Origin of the sequence: Pseudomonas sp. NPDC087614 (genome assembly GCF_044743485.1) — a bacterium.
Lineage (GTDB): Bacteria > Pseudomonadota > Gammaproteobacteria > Pseudomonadales > Pseudomonadaceae > Aquipseudomonas > Aquipseudomonas baetica_A.
The window spans coordinates 13,745-35,480 of sequence record NZ_JBIUWN010000054.1 but is presented as its reverse complement, the minus strand read 5'-3'; the positions used below and the strand labels follow the sequence as shown (position 1 = coordinate 35,480).

Genomic DNA, 21,736 nt, shown 5'->3' with positions numbered 1-21,736 from the left:
AGTGCGAGTGCACAACTCATACGGGTGACCAAGCCCGAACCGCTGATTTGGCAGCGACAGTCACGACTATAGGTTTGAACTACCAGGCGCCGATAGGCGGCAACGGAGTCCAGACCTGTAGGATCGGTACGAAGATCAGATAGGAGATTGTTGTAGGTTTTTTCGTCGGTTCACCGTCAACCAAGATTCTTGTACGCCGCCGTATCCAGCACACTGGTCGTCAGCCCGGTTTCGGGTGTGTAAATCGAACCTTTCACCGCTGAAAACGGCACACCTTTGCTGCCCAGCGACACACACCGTTCGTCTTGATCCAGTTCGGTGAAGTAGGTGTACGAACACTTTTCCATGGCCTGGTATTTCGCGGCGGCCCTCACGATGGCGTCGGTGTGCTGGCGCAGGTCAGCGTCACTCAGGTTCAGGGTTTTGCTCAGCGGCGTGCCCCAGCGCTGCAGGCACACTTCGGCGAAGTGGCGGACGATCAGGCCGGGTTCGGCCAGCACGTTAGGGCCTCTGTCGCCGTCAACGGCGGCGTTGCCCACCAGTGTGGCGTGGCGGCCGGGCATTGGGAAAACGCTGGTTCTGGTGCCGGTGGCGGTTTGCGGGATGACGCAACTGAAGCCTTTGGAGCGCTCGTTCCGGGCATAAAAGCCGACGTATTCTTTGACGTTGGCGTTGAGTTTCACCCGGTGTTCCTGAAAGTTGCCGATACCCGGAACCGGGTCAATGGCGAAGATCCTGACCGGAATATTCTTCAGCGCGTCGTCGGCGTACAAGGCGTTGGCCAACATGTGGCAACTGACGCCGCCACGACTCCATCCCACCAGGTTGACTTGAGTGGGAATGACGCCATCCTTACGGAACGTCTTGATGATTTGTTCCTGTAACTTTTGCTGAGTAACGCTTCGCTTTCCGTAGTTATATTTTCGCCACATCCACGAGCCTTCTATTTTTACGTCTTCGATGGGAATACCGGCAGCTTTCAGTCGGTTGTATTCTGCTTCGGTCAGTTGTTCACGCTGCCAGTCGCACTGGCCTTTGATAATGTTCACGGCATGTTGGACATTCTCCTCCCAACCTTTTCCGAACAGCGTACCGCTCAGGGCGTAATCGCCGGATTCGGTAAACAGTTCATCGGTCTGCAAATTGCTGGTGCCCGGGCCGTCGACGATGACCCATTCGGCAAACTCCCGGCCGCTGTGATGCGAAGCCAGTGTGGAAACCAGTTCGCCGTTCCAGTAGTTCGGGTTGTTCGTATCAAATCTGGTGGAGCCGGTACCGCAAAAAAAGACAGTTAAAGTCGTCATGTTTGTTGCTCTGTTAATGGAAGAGCAATCAATCTAGTGCGGTTGTTTTTTGTGGTGAAGCAATGGGTTGTTGCCAAGTTTGTTGCGTATTGTTTTTCAGTTTTTATTATTCGCTTTGAACTTCGCCACTTCCAGCAGTTCGCAACCATCCTGAGTCAATAAGTAAAGCGCATTGACGATGTTGGGGATGTCTTTGACATCCGCTTGTTGAAAACACATGCAGTAAAGCGTTTCCAGCAGATTGTTGGCGGCGCACAGTCTTTGTTGAGCGGCATTCAGCAAGTCTTCATGGCTGGCGTCAGTGTCGATAACCAGTACCGGATTGTCGCTGTAGACAGTTTTCAAGCGGCGATAGCGGTTGATGGGTGGATGCAGTGAGTTCATGGATGAAGTCTGTCCTTTGAGAAGTCGCTACGGCGAGGTTCAGTCGCGCCGGCCACTATAGGAGGGTGCTGCGCAGCGGGACAAGACGGCCAGGATGGACAGCGTTTGTAGGGGGTTTTCCGGGGGGGCGGGTATTCGCCCTACAGTTTTTCATGACCTTTTTAAGGCAAAACCCTTAGACAGGAAATTTCCCACGGCTTTATCAGGCGCTTCTGGGTAAACATCTGTATTGTGCGCGCCAGAATCTGTGGGACGTTTCCAAACTTCTGATACGCGCTTAAAGGGAATTAGGTATGCAGTGGCTACGAATGGCCTCGATCATATTGCTGTGGGCTATTGGCTACCGTTTGACGTTGGCAGCCGATATTGGCAATGCGCTGGTACTGGATCATCTGGATCGAACCGGTTGGCCAGGCGCGCTTACCAACCAGGCGAATGTCGACACGGCCTCTCGCGCCGAAGTGCTGATGTTCGCCAAAGCCTTGCTCGCCAGCGAAGCGCTGGACGAGTCGGGTTTGAAGCAACGGCTGGGCGTGCCGCAAGTGCAGCTCAAGTCGATCAGGCAAGTGCGCAATGATCTCTGGGATCGTTTGCTGAGCACCTATCGCAACGCCAGTCAGGACTGTGACGGGCAACCCTTTTGTCCACAGGTGCGTAGCATCTCCGATCTGCGCCAACTGGCGGCGGCGTTCACCGCAGACATCAGCCCGGCTCATGCGCTGTGGGCGAGCAAGAGCCTGGATGTGCATGAGCAAATGCTGAACGAGCAGTTGCGCGTGGCGGTGTTGCGGCCCTGAGTTCTGGATGTTGTATGGCTTTGGCAGGCCGTCTCGCGGGCCCTGAGTTGTCCGCGCCTTTCGCTGTATCATTGCGTATCGATTTGGCCCCGACCTTTTCTCGACTCGCTGCGATCGCCCGCTAGGCTGTTGGCATGGCAGCGGTCAAAGGAGTGACAGCGAATGCACAACACCCTGGAACAGGTTTTTGGTTATCCACAGTTTCGACCCGGACAAGAGGCCGCCATCAGCGCGGTGCTGGCCGGGCGCTCGGCGGCGGCGATCTTTCCCACCGGATCCGGCAAGTCCCTCTGCTATCAACTACCGGCGCTGATGCTGCCGAATCTGACCCTGGTGGTTTCGCCGTTGCTGGCGCTGATGCAGGATCAATTGGCGTTCCTGCAACGCCACGGAATTTCGGCGGGGAGCATCGATTCTGCGCAGAGTCGAGACGATGCCAGTGACGTGATGGCCCGCGCCCGTTCGGGTGAGTTGAAGATTCTGATGATTTCGGTCGAGCGTCTGAAAAACGAGCGCTTCCGCAATTTCCTGCAGCAGGTGCCGATCTCTTTGCTGGTGGTGGATGAGGCGCATTGCATCTCGGAGTGGGGCCACAACTTTCGCCCCGACTACCTCAAACTCCCGGACTACCAGCGCCAGTTCAACATCCCGCAAGCCTTGCTGCTGACGGCCACCGCCACGCCGAAAGTCATCGCCGACATGCAGGCAAAATTTGCCATTGCCGCTGACGATGTGGTGACCACCGGTTTCTACCGGCCCAATCTCAATTTGCTGGTGGAACCGGTGCGCGGGCAGGACAAGCGCCGGCGTCTGGTGGAGTGGATGGCCGAGCGTCCGGGCCAGCCGAGCATCGTCTATGTGACTTTGCAGAAAACCGCCGAACACATCGCCGAACACCTCGAGCGCAACGGTATTCAGGCCGAGGCCTATCACGCCGGTCTGCCCCACGATCAGCGCGAGGGCATCCAGAAACGCTTCATGGCCGGGCAGTCCAATTGCATCGTCGCGACCATCGCCTTCGGTATGGGTATCGACAAAAGCGACATCCGCAATGTGGTGCACTTCGACCTGCCCAAATCCATCGAAAACTACAGCCAGGAAATCGGCCGCGCCGGACGTGACGGGCAGCCTTCGGACTGTCTGGTGCTGGCCAATCGCGACAGCCTCAATGTCCTGGAAAACTTCGTCTACGGCGACACGCCGGAACGCGAAGGCATTCGTTATGTACTCGATGAATTGAAAGCTTCGGCACCGCAAGGGCAGTGGGAGTTTCTGCTCGGGCCATTGGCCGATCACAGCAACATCCGGGCGTTGCCCCTGAAGACTTTGCTGGTGCAATTGGAGTTGCGTGGCTTGATCGCACCGCGTTACGCCTATTACGCCGAATACCGTTTCAAATATTTGCTGGAACCCGAGGCGTTGCTTGAGCGTTTCGAGGGCGAGCGCCGGGATTTCGTCGCGGCGATCATCCACACCTCAAGCCGGGCGCGCACCTGGGCTACGGTGGATTTCGAGGCGATGTATACGCAGTATTCGGCCGAGCGTAATCGGGTGGTGAAGGCGCTGGATTACTTCCAGGAAAAGGCCTGGATCGAGCTTGAGAGCAAGCAGATGACCGAGGTCTACAGCTTGTTGCACAGCGACGTCGACAGCGATGTTCTGAGCGCAGAACTGCACGATGACTTCACTCGCCACGAGCAAACCGAAGTCGCGCGGATTCACACCATGCTGGATGTGTTCGCCACCGATCGTTGCCTGGGGTATCGCCTGGCCGAGTACTTCGGCGATCACAATGCCCCGGAGCGCTGCGGGCATTGTTCGGTGTGCCATGGGCACATTGCCCGGTTGCCGGCGCCACCGGAATTGCCTGCGCTTGTGGATAAAAGTTTTGCGGCACTGTGCGGTGATTTTATCCACAAGCATGAGCAGCACACGGGCCATGCGCCGACGGCGGAACGGCTGACGCGGTTTCTGTGCGGGATCAGTGTGCCGCTGTTCACCAAGCTCAAGGCGCGGACGATTTCCGGGTATGCGGCGTTGGAGGCGTATCCCTACGCTGAAGTCCGCCATTGGGCTGACAATCACCTGCTCGATTAAGCCCCGCCCCGTGGGAGAGTGCACAGTCTTTGCGCGGCTGCATCCATCCGCTGAATGTCGATCATCACGGGAATAAACTTCAAAAACCGTCGCGGGCTGACTATGGTGAGACCCGTCTATGGATCGCCAACAAGAGAACAACATGAGCCAGACATTCGATATTCAGCAGGCTGCCGTGATCGGTGCGGGGACCATGGGGCGCGGCATTGTCATGTGCCTGGCCAACGCTGGGGTGACGGTGCAGTGGGTCGACAACAATCCACAGATGCTTGAGCAGGCGCTCGCCACGGTGGCCGACACTTATGCACACAACGTGCGTCAGGGGCGCATTGATCAGGCTGAGGCAGATGCGCGGCTCGCCCGGGTCAGTGCGGCGGCGGATTACGCGGCAATCCGCAATGTCGATCTGGTGATCGAAGCGGTGTACGAAAACCTTGAACTCAAGCAGAAGATCTTTCGCGAACTCGATGGCCTGCTCAAGCCCGAGGCGCTGCTGGCGAGTAATACGTCGGCGCTGGATATCGATGCGATTGCTGCCGCCACCCGACGCCCTGAGCAAGTTCTGGGCCTTCATTTCTTCAGCCCGGCGCACATCATGAAACTGCTTGAAATCGTCCGTGGCGCGAAGACATCACCGGCCGTGGTGCACGCCGCGCTGGCGCTGGGCGAGCGCATGGGCAAGGTCAGTGTGGTATCGGGCAACTGCCACGGTTTTATCGGCAATCGCATGCTCCATCCGTATGTGCTTGAAGCACGCAAGATGCTGCTGGAAGGGGCTTACCCACAGCAGGTCGACGCAGCCTTGCAGGGCTTTGGTTTTGCCATGGGGCCGTTTCGCATGTACGACGTGGTCGGCATCGATCTGGAGTGGCGTGCGCGTGAGTTGGCCGGCAAGGGCCAGGAGGCTCCAGAAGTTCAGGTGGACAACCGCTTGTGCGAGATGGGCCGGTTTGGTCAGAAATCCGGCAACGGTTATTACCATTACGAGCCGGGCAGTCGTCAGGCTGAGCATGATCCCGAGGTCGATGCGCTGGTGTTGCGGGTCAGTGACGCATTGGGTTTCCAGCGCCGTGAGATTGGCCCGCAAGAGATCCTTGAGCGGTGTTTGCTCGCGTTGGTCAACGAAGGGGCGAAGATTTTGCAGGAAGGCATTGCCGAGTCGGCGCATGACATTGATCTGGTCTATCTGAACGGCTATGGCTTCCCGGCGGACAAGGGCGGGCCGATGGCCTGGGCGGATCAGCAAGGGCTGGCGGATATTCATCAGCGCTTGCTGGCGCTGGAGACACGGCAGGGCGATCAGTGGAAACCGGCGCGGTTGATCGGTGAGTTGGCAGCGCAGGGGAAGGGGTTTGCTGACCGTTGAGTGATGGGGCGCCAGTGCTGGCGCCTTCGCGGGCAAGCCCGCTCCCACAGGTATAGTGCTCGTCCTCGCTGTCAGTGTGAGGTCGATCAAGACGAGAACTGCGCATGAACCAACGCACCGACTACCGGCATTTCCAGCCCATCACCACGCGCTGGCACGACAACGACGCCTACGGCCACGTCAACAACGTCACCTATTACAGCTTCTTCGACACTGCCGTGAACACTTACCTGATTCAGGTCGGTGGGCTGGATATCCATGACGGTGAGGTGGTGGGCTTTGTGGTCAGTTCGGCGTGTGATTACTTCGCTTCCATCGCTTTCCCGGACTTGATCGAGATCGGTCTGCGGGTGGGCAAACTGGGCAACAGTTCGGTGCAATACGAATTGGCAGTGTTCAAGGTCGGTGAAAGCGAGGCGTGTGCGGCCGGGCGTTTCGTGCATGTGTTTGTTGATCGGGCAAGCAATCAGCCCGTGCCGATTCCTGCCGGGTTGCGCGGGGCACTGGAAAGCCTGGTGGTGTGAAAAACGCAAAAAAAATCGCAGCCCCAGGGCTGCGATTTTTGTTCAAGCATTCGCCTTAGTGGTGACGATAGTACTTGTGATGTTTGCGATGACCGTAGGCATGGCCGCGACCACGGCGGTCGTCGCGGTAGTAGCGACGGTCGTCACGACCGCGATCATAACGACGATCATCGTCATTGCTTTTGTTGCCCATGTAGTTGCCCAGCGCGCCACCGGCACCGCCACCCGCCGCGGCGCCAATCAAGCTGCCGGTGGAGCCGCCCACGCTGCGGCCAACCACGTTACCGCCGGCTGCGCCCAGCGCACCACCGATGGCCGCTTCGCCACGGCTGTGTTTGTTTGCGCCAACGGCGCTACCACCCGCGCCGCCCAGGGCCGCGCCAATGGTGGAACCTGTATTGCCGCCTAACGACTGACCGACGACCGAGCCAAGAACCCCGCCCAATGCGCCGCCCACACCTGCTTCGGTGGTGCCGCCAGCAGACGCGAAGCCACTGACCAGGCCAAGGGACAACAAGAGAATCGAGGAGAACTTCATAGGTGAGCCTCAAAGGGATGACGGCGCGATCCTGAGGCTCTGTAACAAGCGTGACAATCGAAATCCGACGAATAACACGACTTGTATGCAATTGTGCAAGTTACTGTTTTTTATGCGGAACTTAACCGATTTTCGCCGGTCTTTAGCTACTTCGGACTGGCCGCTTTTGTGAAAAAGCGGCCTTTTTTGTGGGCGCTGGAAAAGTGTTTGAGCTTAAGAAATGCATTGACTGAACCGACGCCTTCGCAAGCAAGCCCGCGCATTGGAGTGCATTCCAATATGGGCTTGCTCGCGAAGAGGCCGGAACAGACGCCGTATCAAGCCGACTTGGCCATGATCAACCTGGTCTCGCTCGCCGCTTCCAGGCGAATCGCAATGAACTTCGACGTCGGCGTATGGCTGCCATCCCCAGTGCTTTCCAGCGGCACCAGCGGATTCACTTCCGGATAATACGCGGCGGCCTGGCCGGCCGGAATATCAAACGCCAGGAGCGTAAAGCCCTTCACCCGACGCTCACGACCATCGTCCCAGATCGAAACGATGTCGGCCTTCTGCCCTGGCCGGAAGCCCAGGCGAATGATGTCGGCTTCATTGACGAACAGCACGTCGCGCTGGCCTTTCACCCCGCGATAACGGTCGTCGAGACCATAAATCGTGGTGTTGTACTGATCGTGGGAACGCATCGACTGCAGGATCAGATCCGGCAGTTGCCCGGTGGCGCGGGTGCGTTCGTGGACCAGATCCTTGGGCAGCATGTTGGCGCGGAAGTTGGCGCGGCCCGACGGGGTGCTCCACTTACGTGCACCGGCGCTGTTACCGAGGTAGAAGCCGCCAGGGTTTTTGATCTTCTCATTGAAGTCTTTGAAGTTCGGGATGGTGTCGGCGATCAGCTCGCGAATGCGCCCGTAATCGGCCACCAGCCAGTTCCAGTCCACCGGTTTGCTGCCCAGCGTGGCGGCAGCGATGCCGGCGATGATCGACGGTTCCGAACGCATCTGGTTCGACAGCGGCTGCAATTGGCCGTTGGAGGCGTGAACCATGCTGAACGAGTCTTCCACGGTGACGGCTTGTGGGCCTTCGGTCTGGATGTCGATGTCGGTGCGGCCCAGGCACGGCAGGATCAGCGCGTCTTTACCGTGGGCCAAATGGCTGCGGTTGAGTTTGGTGCTGATCTGCACGGTCAGGTCGCAATTGCTCAGCGCCGCGAACGTGCGCGGGCTGTCCGGTGTGGCTTGGGCGAAGTTGCCGCCCAGACCGATAAAGACCTTGGCGCGACCTTCGGCCATGGCATGGATCGCCTCGACCACGTTGTGGCCGTTTTCACGCGGCACCTTGAACTGGAAACGCCGCTCAAGGGAGTCGAGGAACGCCACGGGCGGGCGCTCGTTGATGCCCATCGTGCGGTCGCCCTGCACGTTACTGTGACCGCGCACCGGGCACAGGCCTGCACCGGGCTTGCCGATGTTGCCGCGCAGCAGCATCAGGTTGGCGATTTCCTGGATGGTCGGCACCGAATGACGATGCTGGGTGATGCCCATCGCCCAGCACATGATCACGTTCTTGCCTTTGGCGTACATGCGCGCCGCTTGCTCGATCTCGACCAGGGTCAGGCCGGACTGCTCGACGATCTGCTCCCACGGCGTGTCGTCGACAACGCCCAGGTATTCCAGCACGTTGGCGCTGTGTGCATTGAGGAAGTCGTGATCGAACACCGCAGGCGCGCCAGCCTTCTGCGCGTCGCGCTCCCATTGCAGCAGGAACTTGGCCATGCCGCGCAGCACCGCCATGTCACCGCCCAAGGCCGGACGCAAGTACGCGGTGTTGGTCGGCTTGTCGCCGTTGGTGAGCATTTCGATCGGGTGCTGCGGGTGTTGGAAACGTTCCAGACCGCGCTCTTTCAGCGGGTTGATGCACACCACTTGCGCGCCGCGTTTCACCGCTTCACGCAGGGGTTCGAGCATTCGTGGATGGTTGGTGCCGGGGTTCTGGCCCCAGACGAAAATCGCGTCGGCGTGTTCGAAGTCATCGAAGGTCACGGTGCCTTTGCCGACGCCGACACTTTGCGCCAACGCCACGCCGCTGGCTTCGTGGCACATGTTCGAACAGTCAGGGAAATTGTTGGTACCGAAGGCGCGCACGAACAACTGATACAAGTAGGCGGCTTCGTTACTCGCACGACCCGAGGTGTAGAACTCGGCCAGATCCGGGCTTGGCAGATTTTGCAGGTGTTTGGCGATGAGCGCGTAGGCGTCGTCCCAACTGATCGGTTTGTAGCGATCGGTCTGGGCGTCGTAGACCATCGGCTCGGTCAGGCGGCCCTGATACTCAAGCCAGTAATCGCTCTGTTCCAGCAGAGAAGTCACGCTGTGTTTGGCGAAGAACTTGGCATCCACGCGACGCTTGGTCGCTTCCCAGTTCACCGCTTTGGCGCCGTTCTCGCAGAACTTGACCATGCCGCTTTCCGGCGAATCACCCCAGGCGCAACCCGGGCAGTCGAAGCCGCCGTTCTGGTTGGTCTTGAGCATCATGCGCAGGTTTTTCAGCGCGTTGTCGCTGGTCAACCAGGCCTGAGCCACACTGATCAGGGCACCCCAGCCGCCGGCAGCGCCTTTATAGGGCTTGTAGCGCGGGACAGGTTTCTGGTCGGCTTGATGATGTTGGCTCACGCTTGATTCTCCATCGCGGGGCTATACACCCGCGGCGCACTTTTGTGCGGCAGGTGGATGAGATTGAGGTTGTGCCGACGGGCCCATTGCACGGCAAGGCCCGTGGGGGCGGACAGGCTGACCAGGGTCTGGATGCCGGCGCGCAACACTTTCTGGATCAATTCGAGGCTGCAACGGCTGGTGACAATCGCCAGCCCGCCTTCTGTGGATATCTGCTGGCGGATCAGCCCGCCGATCAGTTTGTCGAGGGCGTTGTGCCGGCCGATGTCTTCGCGACCGAGCAGCAGCTCGCCGCTGGCATTCATGAACACCGCCGCATGCACCGCACCGCAGTGCTGACCCAGCGGCTGGAACGCGCCGATGCGCTGGCGCAGACCGTCGAGCCATGCACTCGGCGGCAACGGTGCGCCGGGCAACACCTTCAGGTCAGGCAGCGCCTGTTCCACCGCTTCGACGCCGCACAGGCCGCAACCACTGGTGCCGGCCAACTGGCGCCGCTGTTGCTTGAGGTTCCAGAAGGCGCGGTTGGCGATGGTCACCTGTGCATATTGCGCAGAACCAGCGCCGGTCAGTTGCAGGTCATAAATGTCGTTGGCGTCTTCGATGATGCCGCTGCCGAGGCTGAAACCGACGATGAAGTCCTCAAGGTCGGTCGGCGTCACCAGCATGACTGCCTGACTGATGCCGTTGTAGGCAATCGCCAACGCCACTTCCTCGGCCAGCGCGGTGCTGGCCGATTCCTGTAGGGGCAGATCGCTGTAGCTGTAGGTCTGGCTGGCTGCGGGCGCGGGCGTTTCGAGTGCAGGCGCCGCGCAGGCTGGGCGCTTGGCGTTCATGGCATCACCAACGGATTGATCAACGCTAAGACTAGGCGCGGCAAGATGTCGCGTCTAATCGCTACTTTCGATCTACCGATAGATGACGTCGATCAAGAGGTAACTGGTGATTTCTGATACAGCGCGAAACAGGCTTCTGCCAGCGCCGATCGCGGGGCGCCGCGTCGCATGATCAGGCCCAGCGGGGCGAGGGTCTGGGCGCTTTCGATCGGTTGCAGGCGCAGGTGGTCGGTGAGTTTTTCCAGGCCGGCGTCGAGCGGCATGATCGCGCAGCAAAACCCGCCGTGCACCGCTTGTAACAATTGATGCACGGCGTCGGTTTGCAACAACGGCTGTGGGGTCAGGTTCCGACTGTGGAAGTTGTGGTCGATGGACTGGCGGAAATGCATGCCGCTGGTGAGCATCCCCAACGGCAGTTCGATCAACGCCTCCCAACTCAACGGCGCTTCGCCGAAGGTGAAGGAGCGCTGATCGTAGAGCAGGCCCATGTGGGTTTCGCTGAAGGCCAGGGAGTCGAAACGCTCATTATCCAGACGATCGAGATAGGACACGCCAAGGTCGATACGGTTGTTCGCCAACTGTTCGAGGATCTGCTCGGAACTCAACGCCGACATTTCGAAACGCAGGTTCGGGTGCGCACTGTGCAAACGCTGTATCAGCGGCAGTGGATCGAAGCTCGACAGCGGCACGATGCCTAAACGCAACGTACCGATGAGGTTGCCGCGACAGGCCGCCGCTTCCGCCTGCAAGCCGTCATAAGCCGCCAGCACCGTGCGCGCCCACGCCAGCACGCGCTCCCCCGGCGCGGTGAAGCCTTCGAAGCGTTGCCCCCGGTTGACCAGCGGCAAATCGAGTTCTTCTTCAAGGCTGCGCAGACGCATCGACAGGGTCGGCTGGGTGATGTGGCAACGCGCGGCGGCCTGGCCGAAGTGGCGGGTTTCGTCGAGGGCGATGAGGAATTTCAGTTGCTTGATGTCCATCTTCGCTCCGAAGGGTGTTGGCAGGGGTGGACGATTCTAACGCTTGTGGCTGGGGTGGGTCATTGGTCGGCGTGGAACCGTATTTGGCGAAGGTGGTCTAGGCTTTGACGTCTGACCCCTTTTATTCCATGGAGTGAAACACGATGAGCCTATTCAGCTTTTTGAAAGATGCCGGTGAAAAAATCCTTGATGCGCTCACGCCGGACAAGGCCCAAGCCAATGGCGAGGCGCTGACCAAGCATGTGCAGGACGCGCTGACGGGAATCGACACGTCGAAGATTCAGGTCAAGGTTGAAGGCGAGAAAGTCATTGCCACGGGTGAAGCGGCCAGCCAGGAAGAAAAAGAAAAAATCCTGCTCGCACTGGGCAACGTTGTCGGTGTCAGTGGCGTAGACGACCAGATCACCGTGACCGGTGGTGTTGCAACCGCCGCGAAATTTGTCACCGTCAAGAAGGGTGACACGCTGAGCGCGATTTCCAAGCGTGAGTACGGCGATGCCAACAAGTACAACAAGATTTTCGAGGCGAACAAGCCTCAGCTCACACACCCGGACAAGATCTATCCGGGGCAGGTGCTGCGTATTCCCGAGTAAGACTCAAGGCCGCTTTCGCGAGCAAGCCCGCGCCCACAGAGGAACGTATTCCAATGTGGCAGCGGGCTTGAACTCGCGAAGCAGGCGACTCGCTCTAAAGCCCTGCAAGCAAATCGCGGTAGTCCTCGACCGCCGCAAACTCAGCGGTGTCCTTAGGCCCCTTGCGGCTGTCTGGTTCCTTCACCGCCAGTAAATGTGTCACGCCGAAATCACGCGCACTGCGCAGGATCGGCAAGGTGTCGTCGATAAACAGGCTGCGCGCCGGATCAAAGCCGATATCGGCCTGCAAGGCGTCCCAGAACTGCGGATTCTCCTTGGGGTAACCGTAATCGTGCGAGCTGATCAGTCGCTCGAAGTACGGCGCCAGTTCGACCCGTTCCAGTTTCAGTGACAACGAATCGCGGTGCGCGTTGGTGATCATGATCACCCGTTTTCCCGCCTGCTTTATTGCCGCCAGAAAGGTATCGGCATCCGGGCGCAGGGCGATCAAGTGCGCGGTTTCCTGTTTCAGTTCACGCACTGACAGTTTCAGCTCGGCACTCCAGAAATCCAGGCAATACCACTGCAATTGGCCGGCATGTCGCTCGAACAGCGGCTGCAACTCCATCTCGGCCATGGCGCGGCTCACGCCGTGCAGTTCGGCGTAGCGCTGGGGCAGGTGTTCCAGCCAGAAATGGTTGTCGAAGTGCAGATCCAGCAACGTGCCGTCCATGTCCAGCAGAACGGTATCGATGTCAGACCACGGTAAAGAAGGCATGGCAACGTCTCGAGCGGTAGAAAGATATCCGACGTAAACAATCGGGAAAGCCGCGTTATAGTAGCGCGTTCACGCCAAGGAGCTTTGCATGCGCCAGAAACCCACCGTACTCGCCCGCGAGATCGTCGCCACCAGTCGCCTGTTTTGCGTCGAAGAATTGAAGTTGCGTTTTTCCAATGGCGTGGAGCGCACTTATGAGCGGCTGGTCGGCAAGGGCGCGGGTTACGGCGCGGTGATGATCGTGGCCATGCTCGACGCCGAACACGCGGTGTTGGTCGAGGAGTATTGCGGCGGTACTGATGAATACGAATTGTCCTTGCCCAAAGGTTTGATCGAGCCGGGCGAAGATGTGCTGGCGGCGGCTGAGCGTGAGCTTAAGGAAGAGGCCGGTTTTGGCGCGCGGCAACTGGAACATCTGACCGAGTTGTCGCTGTCGCCCGGTTACATGAGCCAGAAGATTCAAGTGGTGCTGGCCACTGATCTGTACGAGGAGCGGCTTGAGGGCGACGAGCCCGAGCTGATGCGGGTCGACAAGGTCAATCTGCGCGAGTTGTCGGCATTGGCAATGAATCCGCAGTTTTCCGAAGGCCGCGCGTTGGCCGCGCTGTATCTGACCCGTGACCTGCTGACCCAGCGTGGATCCTTTCAATCATGAGTGAAGTGTCGATGAATTTTCCCCATCCGTTGATGGCGCCGGTGGTCGAGTTGGCATTGCAGGCCGGTGAGGCGATTTTGCCGTTTTGGCGATCAGGTGTTGAAGTCACCGCCAAGTCGGATGATTCGCCGGTTACGGCGGCCGACCTGGCCGCACACCACCTGATTGTCGCCGGGCTGAAGGCGCTCGATCCAAGCATCCCGGTATTGTCCGAAGAGGACGCCGACATCGCGCAAGGCGTACGCGCCGGGTGGCAGCGCTGGTGGCTGGTGGACCCGCTCGATGGCACCAAAGAGTTCATCAGCGGCAGTGAAGAATTTACCGTCAACATTGCGCTGATCGACAACGGTCGGGTGGTGTTTGGCGTGGTGTCGATGCCAACCAACGGTCGTTTCTATGTCGGCGGTGCCGGGCTCGGTGCCTGGCGTTGTGACAAGGGCGGTACGCCGGTTTCGATTCAGGTGCGTGATGTGCCGGGACCGGGTGAGGCGTTCACGGTGGTGGCCAGCCGCAGGCATTCGAGTCCCGAGCAGGAACGCTTGCTGGCCGGGTTGAGCGCCAGTCTGGGTGAGCTGCAATTGGCCAATATCGGCAGTTCGCTGAAGTTCTGCCTGTTGGCCGAAGGCGCGGCGGATTGCTATCCGCGCCTGGCGCCGACTTCGCAATGGGACACGGCGGCGGCGCAAGGCGTGCTCGAAGGCGCGGGCGGTGAGGTGCTGGACTTGCAGGGTGAGGCGTTCTGTTACCCGGCGCGCGAATCGCTGCTCAATACGTCGTTTCTGGCCCTGCCGGCGAAGGCCGCGTGGCGTTCCAAATTGCTGGAGCTCGCTCGTTCCTGAGCGGTGAACGAACCGTTGTGGCGAGTCCTCCCTCGCCGCAACCGCGTGATGAGTTCCTGCGGGTTAGCGGTGCAGGACGTACTGCCCGCTGAATGTCACCGCATCCTCATCACTGCCGGCATTGACGATCCGCGTATTCAAGGTCAATCGCGCCCGGCCATAACGCTGATACATCGCCACAAACCTCTTCCACACCGCCGCATCCGGCGCCAGGCAGATCGCCGTGGCATCCCCCGTCACTGGCAGCGGATAACTGATCTGCCCTTCCTGAATGACGATGTGCCCGTCTTCGATCCCTTCTTCCTTCAGCCGCAAATGCAACCAGCCCCAGCCGGCCAACACCGCGCCGCAGTAGAGGCTGCCGCCGAACATGGTGCTCTTGTGGTTGACGTTGGCGTCCAGCGGCAAGTGCAGGCGCAACTGCTGCGCCTGCCAGTCGAGCACTTTGAGGCCCATCGCTTGGGTCAGGGGAATGTCGTGATGCAGGACCGATTGCAGATAGCGGCTGTCACGGTTCATTCGGTTTCGTCTCCTTGGGCGCCACTGTCGGCAAAACTCAAGCCGTGTTTGCGCAGTTTGTCGTGCAAGGTCTTGCGGGGAACGCCGAGGGCTTCGGCAAGGCTGCGTACCGAGCTGTGGGAGCGCGCCAGTTCGGCGGCGATCAACGATTTCTCGAAGTTTTCCACTTGCTCGCTGAGTCCTCCGCTGATGACTTCCACGGTCGTGCCGCCGCCCTCGACGCCGGTGTCATCCAGTGCCAATTCAAGACCGAGAGCGAACCGCTCGGCGGCGTTCTGCAGTTCACGCACGTTGCCGGGCCACGTGTGGCGCAGCAGCAAGGCGCGGTGTGCCGGTTGCAGTTCGTGAGGAGGCAAACCGTGGCGAGTGCTGGCTTCATCGGCGTAGTGCTGGAACAGCACCAGAGCATCTTCGCCACGCTCGCGCAGCGGTGGGATGCGCAGCGGCGCGACGTTGAGGCGGTAATACAAGTCGGCGCGGAAACGCCCCTGATCAGCGGCCTGACGCAGGTCTTCCTTGGTCGCGGCGATGACGCGGATGTCCAGCGGGATCAGTTGGTTGCCACCCAGGCGCTCGACCACGCGCTCCTGCAACATGCGCAGCAGTTTGACCTGCACGTCCATGCTCATGCTTTCGATTTCATCAAGGAACAGCGTGCCGCCGTTGGCGAATTCGAACTTGCCGATCCGGCGTTTTTGCGCGCCGGTGAAGGCGCCGGGTTCGTGGCCGAACAGTTCACTTTCCACCACGGACTCGGCCAATGCCCCGGCGTTGATCGCCACGAACGGGCCGTTACGGCGGCTCGACAAATCGTGCAGCGCGCGGGCGACGACTTCTTTGCCGGCGCCGGTTTCGCCGAGGATCAACACGTCAGCCTTGGTCGCTGCCAATGCCCCGATCTGTTCACGCAAGCGCAGCATCGGTTTTGAGTGGCCGACCAGACGCGCGCTCAACTCGTTGCGGTCGCTGAGGGCCAGACGCAGGCTGCGGTTGTCCAGCACCAGTCGGCGCAGGGCCAAGGCGCGGCGCACGCTGTCGAGCAGGGCGTCGCTGGCGAAGGGTTTTTCGAGGAAGTCATACGCGCCGGCGCGCATCGCTTGCACCGCCAGAGGCACGTCGCCGTGGCCGGTGATCAGCAGCACGGGCAATTCCGGGTCCTGGGCGTGCAACTCGCTCAACAATTCCAGACCATCCATGCCGGGCATACGAATGTCGCTGACGACAACGCCCGGCCAGTCGCGCTCCAGTTGTGCGGCCAAACCTTTGGCTTCGGACAGCGGCAGGATTTTCAGCCCCGCCAGATCCAGCGTCTGGCCAAGGGCCTGACGCAGGTGCGGATCGTCGTCGATCAACACCACCTGAATGCGATTGTCGATGCTCATGCACTTCGATCCTCGGACGGTTGCAGGCTGACCCCGGGCGCGCCGGCGCGCAGGCGCAGGGTTATCAAGGCGCCACCTTGCTTGTGGTTGGCGAACGACAGTTCTCCACCGAAGGCGCGCATCAGGGTTTCACAGATCGCCAAGCCCAGCCCCAGGCCCTGAGTGCGGGTCTTGGTGGTGTAGAAGGGCTCACTGGCGCGGCCGAGGGCTTCCATGCAGAACCCCGGGCCGTTGTCGCGAATGTACAGATTGACGCCCTCGGGGGTGGATTCGGCACTCAGCCACAATTTGCGTGGCGGGCCTTTTTCGGTGAGCGCGTCGAGGGCGTTGGCCAACAGGTTGCCGAGCACCTGACGCAAGCGCGTTTCCCCGGCCTCGACCCACAGCGTGGCGGCGGGCAGGTCGCGGATCAGCTCAACCTCCATGCTGCGCCGACGTTTGGCCAGCAAGGCCAGCGCATCGTCCAGCGCCGGTTGCAGGGCCACGCTTTCCGGCGCATGGCGGTCGCGACGGGCGAAGGCACGCAAGTGGGCGATGATCGAGGCCATGCGCCCGGTCAGCTCGCTGATCAGTTTGAGATTGCCGCGTGCGTCGTCGGTGCGTTGATGATCAAGCAGCACTTCGGCGTTTTCGGCGTAGCTGCGAATGGCCGCCAGGGGTTGGTTGAGTTCGTGACTGATGCTCGCCGACATGGTGCCCAGCGCCGACAGTTTGCCGGCCTGGACCAGATCGTCCTGGGCACGTACCAGCTCCTGCTGGGCCGTTTCCCGCTCCAGCACTTCCTGCTTCAAACGACGGTTGAGGCCTTCCAGATCGCTGGTGCGTTCGGCGACGCGACCTTCCAGTTCTCGCCGCGCCTTGGCTTCAAACGCGATGCGCTCAAGATAGTGGCGACGGCGCTGCATCATCAGACCGAGCAACAGCATCAACACCAACAGCGTGGCGCCGCCAATGGCCACCACCGTGCGCACCGGGCGGTCGATCAGGGTGCGCGGGGCGAGGATGCTGACGCTCCAGCCGGTTTCGGCGATGTCGTGAGTCTGGGTCAGCCAGGCGGTGGGGCTGAGGTTAAGCGGGCGCGGTTCTCGGGTCGGGTAGGGCTGGATCGCGCTGATGGCGGCACGTTCGGCGTCGCTCAACGCGCGGGTCGAGCGGAAGCGCCATTGCGGGCGCGACGTGAGGATGACCACGCCGTTGTGGTCGGTCACCAGCAATTGTTCCGGGGTTTTGCCCCACAGGCTTTCGGTGTGATCGAGATCGACCTTGATCACCAGCACCCCCAGGATTCTCTCGCCATCGTGCACGGCGGCGGCGAAAAAGTAGCCGCGCTTGGCCGATGTGGTGCCCAGACCGAAGAAGCGCCCGAGACGTCCGGCCATGGCTTCGCTGAAATAGGGGCGGAAGGAAAAATTACGGCCGACAAAGCTGTCGTGCTTGTCCCAGTTCGACGCGGCCAGCGTCTTCCCGGTTGTGTCCATCAGGTACATGACTTCGGCACCGGTCTGCGCACTGATGTTTTTCAACAGGCGGTTGGCGTTGCCTTGGGTCACCCCATCGTCTGGCGCCCCGAGCACAGCGCGCAGGGCCGGCAGTTGGCCGAGGATCTGCGGCAACACTTCATAGCGGTGCAGGGTGCCCAACAGGTTGGCGACGTACAGGTCGAGGGTCTGGCGGTTCTGGCCGGCCAGTTCGCTGCGGTAATAGCGCTCAGCCAGATGCTCCAGCGGCCACAGCAGTGGCGCCAGGCACAGGGCCAGAAGGGCGAGGCTGCGCCAGCGGGGTCTGCGAGGGAGAGAGGGTTTCATAAGCCGGATGCGCCTGAGTGAACAGGCGCATTATGCCCGGCCTCAGGAAAAGACGTCAGCGTCCTTGAGCAGCGCTGCTGCCTGATCCTTGGCGGACAGTTTTGGCGCCTCGTCCAGTTGCCAGTCGATGCCCAGAGCAGGGTCGTCCCAGCGAATGCTGCGTTCGGAAGAAGGATCGTAGTAGTTGGTGGTCTTGTAGAGGAACTCGGCGAACTCGCTCAGCACCACGAAACCATGGGCGAAACCTTCCGGCACCCAGAGCTGACGATGGTTTTCAGCCGACAGGCGCACCGCTACCGACTTGCCGAAGTGCGGCGAGCTGCGGCGGATGTCCACGGCCACATCGAGCACTTCACCGACCGTGACGCGAACCAGTTTGCCCTGGGTGTTTTGCAGTTGGTAATGCAGGCCCCGCAGTACGCCTTTTTGCGAGCGCGAGTGGTTGTCCTGGACGAATTGGGTGTCCAGACCGGTGGCGTCCTGGAACGCCTTGGCGTTGAAACTCTCGTAGAAGAAACCGCGCTCGTCACCGAACACCTTGGGTTCGATGATCAGAACACCGGGCAGATCGGTGGTGATGACATTCATGAGAATTTCCATAGGCAGATGTGAATGGCCGACATTCTTGCGCAAAGTGCCGACAGATGCGAGCGCTCGAATAACCACGATCAGGGGTTGCGCATCCTCTGCTGCAGTGGCGATATAGGCGCCTAATAAAATTTCAGGGGTCGTTTCATGTCGCTCGCCACGTTGATTCATCGCGCCAGTTTGCCCAGCCCGCAGGTTTCGCAGGCGCAGGCCCTGCAATGGCTGGCCGAGCACTACGGGCTCAGCGGCACGTTGCAGGCCCTCGGCAGCCAGCAAGACCTCAACTACCGCGTCGACACTGAGCGGGGGCGGTTTGTCCTGAAAATCTGCCGGGGCGATTACGCCCTCGTGGAGCTACAAGCCCAGCACGCCGGCCTGAAACATCTGGCCGAACACTGTGACGTGAGCGTGCCCCGAGTAATTGCCGCCCATAACGGTCAGGACTTGCTGACGCTGGATGTCGACGGTGAAGCAGTGCATGTGCGGCTGCTCGATTACATCGAAGGCCAGCCGCTCACGCATCTCGATCACCTGGGCCATGACGTGGTCGCCGGGTTTGGCAGGCTTTGTGGCGAGATGGACCTGGCGCTGGCAGGCTTCGACCATCCGGGCCTGGAACGCACGTTGCAGTGGGACGCGCGCCATGCCAGCGCTTTGATCAGCCATTTGCTGCCAGTGATCAGGGACGATCAGCAGCGCACCTTGATCGCCGACGCCGCCGAACAGGCCGAGCGCCGTTTGCAGCCGCTGGCAGACAAGCTGCCGGTGCAGGCGATCCACATGGACATCACCGATGACAACGCGGTGTGGGCACGCGACGCCCAGCGTCATTGGCAGTTGCAGGGGGTGATCGATTTCGGTGATCTGGTCCGCACCTGGCGCATCACCGATTTGTCGGTGACCTGTGCGGCGTTGCTGCATCACGCCGGTGGCGATCCGTTTGTCATTCTGCCGGCGGTTCAGGCCTATCACGCGGTCAATCCGCTGCAACACGAAGAGCTGCAAGCCTTGTGGCCGTTGATCGTCGCTCGGGCGGCGGTGCTGGTGCTCAGTGGCGAGCAGCAGGTCAGCATCGATCCGGGCAACGCCTACAGCCGCGACAACCTGACCCATGAGTGGGAAATCTTCCGCGTGGCCACCTCGGTGCCGCTGGCACTGATGGAAGCGGCGATTCTCAGCGCCGTCGGTCAGCCGTTGCCGACGATCAACAGCGAAGGATTTGTACCGTTGCTGCCGAGTCTGGTCGGACGCGAATTTGCGTTGATCGACCTCGGCGTGTTGAGCGCGCATTTCGAGGCTGGGAACTGGGAGCAGGACGGCATCGATCAGCGTCTGTTGAACGACGCGGCGGCGGCCCATGGTTTGGCGGCGAGCCGTTATGGCCAATACCGTCTGTCGCGCACCCGGCCGGACAGCGCTGAAGAACCGGACACGTTCGCGCTGCACGTCGAATTGCGCGTGCCCACTGGCACACCCGTGGAGTCGCCGTTTGCCGGCGTGGTTCATCAGCACGCAGATGGCGTGCTGCAACTCGACGGCCCTCAGCTCAGCGTGCGCTTGTGGGGCGTGACGCCTTCGCTGCACAGCGGCGCAGCGCTGGTCAAAGGTCAGGTGCTGGGCGCGGTCAGCGGGCCGTTGATCGTGCAACTGAATCGCGGTGCGCAACTGAATGCGCCGCTCTTCTGTACGCCATCGCGCGCCGCCGCGTGGCAAGCGTTGTGCCCGTCTCCTGCGGGGTTATTGGGGCTGGCCTGCGACGCCGAGCCAGAACTGGACGCCAAGACCCTGCTTGAACGCCGCGAAGCCAGTTTCGCCCGCACACAAAAACACTATTACGTCGATCCGCCGCGCATCGAGCGCGGCTGGCGCAACCATCTGATCGACATGCAGGGCCGTTCCTATCTCGACATGCTCAACAACGTGGCAGTGCTCGGTCACGGCAATCCGCGCATGGCGGCGGTCGCTGCCCGTCAATGGTCGCTCCTCAATACCAACTCACGCTTCAACTATGCGGCGGTCGCCGAGTTTTCCGAGCGCTTGCTGAAGCTGGCGCCGGAGGGCATGGATCGGGTGTTTCTGGTCAACAGTGGCAGCGAGGCCAATGACCTGGCGATCCGCCTGGCGTGGGCTTACAGCGGCGGTCGCGACATGGTCAGCGTGCTGGAGGCCTACCACGGCTGGACGGTGGGCGCCGATGCGGTGTCGACCTCGATTGCCGACAACCCCAAGGCCCTCGAAAGCCGTCCGGACTGGGTGCATCCAGTGACCGCGCCGAACATGTATCGCGGCGAGTTTCGTGGCCTCGATTCGGCGCCCGACTACGTGCGCAGCGTCGAACATCATTTGGCGAAAATCGCCGAGCAAAAGCGCCAACTGGCCGGGTTCATCTGCGAACCGGTGTACGGCAATGCCGGTGGCATCTCGCTGCCGCCGGGGTATCTGCAGCAGGTGTATGCGCGGGTCCGCGCACAGGGTGGCGTGTGCATTGCCGATGAGGTGCAGGTCGGTTACGGGCGCATGGGCCATTTCTTTTGGGGGTTTGAAGAGCAAGGCGTGGTACCGGACATCATCGTCATGGCCAAAGGCATGGGCAATGGCCAGCCACTGGGCGCGGTGATCACCCGCCGGGAAATCGCCGAGGCGCTGGAGGCTGAGGGTTACTTCTTCTCGTCGGCCGGTGGCAGTCCGGTGAGCTGCCAGATCGGCATGGCCGTGCTGGACGTGATGGAGGAAGAAAAACTCTGGGAGAACGCCCAAGTGGTGGGCGGCCACTTCAAGGCGCGGCTCGAAGCCTTGATCGATAAACATTCGCTGGTGGGCGCGGTGCATGGGTCGGGGTTCTACCTGGGGCTGGAGTTGATCCGCAACCGCGAGACGCTGGAGCCCGCGACCGAAGAGACCGCGTTGCTGTGTGATCGTCTGCGCCAACTGGGGATTTTCATGCAGCCGACCGGCGATGACCTGAACATCCTCAAAATCAAACCGCCGATGGTGACGCCGCGGCGCAGTGTGGACTTCTTTGTCGACATGCTCGACCGGGTGCTCACCGAAGGCTTGTAAACCCACGCCCCCCCTGTGGGAACGGGCTTGCTCGCGAAAGCGATGC

At 60.7% G+C, this 21,736-nt stretch carries 19 protein-coding genes; 8 read left to right on the top strand and 11 right to left on the bottom strand.

The window, feature by feature from the left end; genetic code table 11:
* Window positions 1–176: 176 nt before the first annotated feature.
* Window positions 177–1,304 carry a hypothetical protein gene (locus tag ACIOWA_RS19315; protein ID WP_401161403.1) on the bottom strand — a complete coding sequence of 376 codons (1,128 nt, stop codon included), beginning with the start codon at window positions 1,302–1,304 and terminating at the stop codon, window positions 177–179.
* 96 nt (window positions 1,305–1,400) lie between these two features.
* Window positions 1,401–1,688, bottom strand: a complete 288-nt coding sequence (locus ACIOWA_RS19310; RefSeq protein WP_339431557.1) for a hypothetical protein — start codon at window positions 1,686–1,688, stop codon at window positions 1,401–1,403.
* Window positions 1,689–1,981: 293 nt separating this feature from the next.
* On the opposite strand from ACIOWA_RS19310, the gene ACIOWA_RS19305 reads away from it, so the two are divergent.
* The 4 genes from ACIOWA_RS19305 (at window position 1,982) to ACIOWA_RS19290 (ending at window position 6,472) form a co-directional block, all read left to right on the top strand.
* A complete protein-coding gene (locus tag ACIOWA_RS19305) occupies window positions 1,982–2,485 on the top strand; it encodes a polysaccharide deacetylase (protein WP_339431556.1) in 504 nt (167 codons plus the stop codon).
* 162 nt (window positions 2,486–2,647) lie between these two features.
* Window positions 2,648–4,582, top strand: a complete 1,935-nt coding sequence (locus ACIOWA_RS19300) for an ATP-dependent DNA helicase RecQ (RefSeq protein WP_401161401.1) — start codon at window positions 2,648–2,650, stop codon at window positions 4,580–4,582.
* 142 nt (window positions 4,583–4,724) lie between these two features.
* The gene (locus ACIOWA_RS19295) at window positions 4,725–5,948 is read left to right on the top strand and encodes a 3-hydroxyacyl-CoA dehydrogenase NAD-binding domain-containing protein (protein WP_401161399.1); all 1,224 of its coding nucleotides are present in this window, start codon (window positions 4,725–4,727) and stop codon (window positions 5,946–5,948) included.
* A 104-nt stretch (window positions 5,949–6,052) separates the two neighbouring features.
* Complete coding sequence (locus ACIOWA_RS19290) at window positions 6,053–6,472, top strand: thioesterase family protein (protein WP_339431553.1); 420 nt, start codon at window positions 6,053–6,055, stop codon at window positions 6,470–6,472.
* A 55-nt stretch (window positions 6,473–6,527) separates the two neighbouring features.
* On the opposite strand, the gene ACIOWA_RS19285 is transcribed toward ACIOWA_RS19290, so the two are convergent.
* From ACIOWA_RS19285 to ACIOWA_RS19270, 4 genes are all read right to left on the bottom strand, one after another.
* Window positions 6,528–7,010, bottom strand: coding sequence for a glycine zipper domain-containing protein (locus tag ACIOWA_RS19285; RefSeq protein ID WP_339431552.1), 483 nt, complete (start codon window positions 7,008–7,010; stop codon window positions 6,528–6,530).
* Window positions 7,011–7,327: 317 nt separating this feature from the next.
* The gene (locus ACIOWA_RS19280; protein ID WP_401161396.1) at window positions 7,328–9,676 is read right to left on the bottom strand and encodes an FdhF/YdeP family oxidoreductase; all 2,349 of its coding nucleotides are present in this window, start codon (window positions 9,674–9,676) and stop codon (window positions 7,328–7,330) included.
* Window positions 9,673–10,512, bottom strand: coding sequence for a formate dehydrogenase accessory sulfurtransferase FdhD (gene fdhD / locus ACIOWA_RS19275; RefSeq protein ID WP_339431550.1), 840 nt, complete (start codon window positions 10,510–10,512; stop codon window positions 9,673–9,675). Before fdhD ends, ACIOWA_RS19280 begins: the two co-directional genes overlap by 4 nt.
* Window positions 10,513–10,604: 92 nt before the next feature.
* Entirely contained in the window at window positions 10,605–11,492 is an 888-nt protein-coding gene (locus ACIOWA_RS19270) for a LysR family transcriptional regulator (RefSeq protein ID WP_339538135.1), read from the bottom strand.
* 143 nt (window positions 11,493–11,635) lie between these two features.
* Between ACIOWA_RS19270 and lysM the strand changes: the two genes are divergently transcribed.
* Window positions 11,636–12,085, top strand: a complete 450-nt coding sequence (gene lysM / locus ACIOWA_RS19265) for a peptidoglycan-binding protein LysM (RefSeq protein WP_401161394.1) — start codon at window positions 11,636–11,638, stop codon at window positions 12,083–12,085.
* A 94-nt stretch (window positions 12,086–12,179) separates the two neighbouring features.
* Here lysM and yrfG read toward each other — a convergent pair whose 3' ends face one another.
* On the bottom strand, window positions 12,180–12,842 hold the full coding sequence (gene yrfG, locus ACIOWA_RS19260) for a GMP/IMP nucleotidase (RefSeq protein WP_339463965.1): 663 nt from the start codon (window positions 12,840–12,842) through the stop codon (window positions 12,180–12,182).
* An 88-nt stretch (window positions 12,843–12,930) separates the two neighbouring features.
* Between yrfG and nudE the strand changes: the two genes are divergently transcribed.
* A complete protein-coding gene (gene nudE / locus ACIOWA_RS19255; protein WP_339431546.1) occupies window positions 12,931–13,497 on the top strand; it encodes an ADP compounds hydrolase NudE in 567 nt (188 codons plus the stop codon).
* Between the two features lie 11 nt (window positions 13,498–13,508).
* Window positions 13,509–14,336: a 3'(2'),5'-bisphosphate nucleotidase CysQ gene (gene cysQ, locus ACIOWA_RS19250; RefSeq protein ID WP_339431663.1), complete on the top strand. Its 828-nt coding sequence runs from the start codon at window positions 13,509–13,511 to the stop codon at window positions 14,334–14,336.
* 63 nt (window positions 14,337–14,399) lie between these two features.
* Here cysQ and ACIOWA_RS19245 read toward each other — a convergent pair whose 3' ends face one another.
* From ACIOWA_RS19245 to rfbC, 4 genes are read right to left on the bottom strand one after another with little or no spacing between them, the layout of a single operon-like run.
* Window positions 14,400–14,855 (bottom strand): thioesterase domain-containing protein, encoded by a 456-nt coding sequence (locus tag ACIOWA_RS19245; protein WP_401161391.1) that lies wholly within the window; start codon window positions 14,853–14,855, stop codon window positions 14,400–14,402.
* Window positions 14,852–16,237: a sigma-54-dependent transcriptional regulator gene (locus ACIOWA_RS19240; protein WP_401161389.1), complete on the bottom strand. Its 1,386-nt coding sequence runs from the start codon at window positions 16,235–16,237 to the stop codon at window positions 14,852–14,854. Before ACIOWA_RS19240 ends, ACIOWA_RS19245 begins: the two co-directional genes overlap by 4 nt.
* Complete coding sequence (locus ACIOWA_RS19235; protein ID WP_339431543.1) at window positions 16,234–18,042, bottom strand: ATP-binding protein; 1,809 nt, start codon at window positions 18,040–18,042, stop codon at window positions 16,234–16,236. The genes ACIOWA_RS19240 and ACIOWA_RS19235 overlap by 4 nt, the downstream gene beginning before the upstream one ends.
* Before the next feature lie 42 nt (window positions 18,043–18,084).
* Window positions 18,085–18,630 (bottom strand): dTDP-4-dehydrorhamnose 3,5-epimerase, encoded by a 546-nt coding sequence (gene rfbC / locus ACIOWA_RS19230; protein WP_221731050.1) that lies wholly within the window; start codon window positions 18,628–18,630, stop codon window positions 18,085–18,087.
* 147 nt (window positions 18,631–18,777) lie between these two features.
* On the opposite strand from rfbC, the gene ACIOWA_RS19225 reads away from it, so the two are divergent.
* Window positions 18,778–21,690, top strand: coding sequence for an aminotransferase (locus ACIOWA_RS19225; RefSeq protein ID WP_401161387.1), 2,913 nt, complete (start codon window positions 18,778–18,780; stop codon window positions 21,688–21,690).
* Window positions 21,691–21,736: the final 46 nt, after the last annotated feature.

Excerpts from the sequence above, each read along its gene's own strand:
- ACIOWA_RS19315 (WP_401161403.1), bottom strand. The coding sequence starts at position 1,304 with ATGACGACTTTAACTGTCTTTTTTTGCGGTACCGGCTCCACCAGATTT.
- ACIOWA_RS19310 (WP_339431557.1), bottom strand. The coding sequence starts at position 1,688 with ATGAACTCACTGCATCCACCCATCAACCGCTATCGCCGCTTGAAAACT.
- ACIOWA_RS19305 (WP_339431556.1), top strand. The coding sequence starts at position 1,982 with ATGCAGTGGCTACGAATGGCCTCGATCATATTGCTGTGGGCTATTGGC.
- ACIOWA_RS19300 (WP_401161401.1), top strand. The coding sequence starts at position 2,648 with ATGCACAACACCCTGGAACAGGTTTTTGGTTATCCACAGTTTCGACCC.
- ACIOWA_RS19295 (WP_401161399.1), top strand. The coding sequence starts at position 4,725 with ATGAGCCAGACATTCGATATTCAGCAGGCTGCCGTGATCGGTGCGGGG.
- ACIOWA_RS19290 (WP_339431553.1), top strand. The coding sequence starts at position 6,053 with ATGAACCAACGCACCGACTACCGGCATTTCCAGCCCATCACCACGCGC.
- ACIOWA_RS19285 (WP_339431552.1), bottom strand. The coding sequence starts at position 7,010 with ATGAAGTTCTCCTCGATTCTCTTGTTGTCCCTTGGCCTGGTCAGTGGC.
- fdhD (WP_339431550.1), bottom strand. The coding sequence starts at position 10,512 with ATGAACGCCAAGCGCCCAGCCTGCGCGGCGCCTGCACTCGAAACGCCC.
- ACIOWA_RS19270 (WP_339538135.1), bottom strand. The coding sequence starts at position 11,492 with ATGGACATCAAGCAACTGAAATTCCTCATCGCCCTCGACGAAACCCGC.
- lysM (WP_401161394.1), top strand. The coding sequence starts at position 11,636 with ATGAGCCTATTCAGCTTTTTGAAAGATGCCGGTGAAAAAATCCTTGAT.
- yrfG (WP_339463965.1), bottom strand. The coding sequence starts at position 12,842 with ATGCCTTCTTTACCGTGGTCTGACATCGATACCGTTCTGCTGGACATG.
- nudE (WP_339431546.1), top strand. The coding sequence starts at position 12,931 with ATGCGCCAGAAACCCACCGTACTCGCCCGCGAGATCGTCGCCACCAGT.
- cysQ (WP_339431663.1), top strand. The coding sequence starts at position 13,509 with ATGAATTTTCCCCATCCGTTGATGGCGCCGGTGGTCGAGTTGGCATTG.
- ACIOWA_RS19245 (WP_401161391.1), bottom strand. The coding sequence starts at position 14,855 with ATGAACCGTGACAGCCGCTATCTGCAATCGGTCCTGCATCACGACATT.
- ACIOWA_RS19240 (WP_401161389.1), bottom strand. The coding sequence starts at position 16,237 with ATGAGCATCGACAATCGCATTCAGGTGGTGTTGATCGACGACGATCCG.
- ACIOWA_RS19235 (WP_339431543.1), bottom strand. The coding sequence starts at position 18,042 with ATGAAACCCTCTCTCCCTCGCAGACCCCGCTGGCGCAGCCTCGCCCTT.
- rfbC (WP_221731050.1), bottom strand. The coding sequence starts at position 18,630 with ATGAATGTCATCACCACCGATCTGCCCGGTGTTCTGATCATCGAACCC.
- ACIOWA_RS19225 (WP_401161387.1), top strand. The coding sequence starts at position 18,778 with ATGTCGCTCGCCACGTTGATTCATCGCGCCAGTTTGCCCAGCCCGCAG.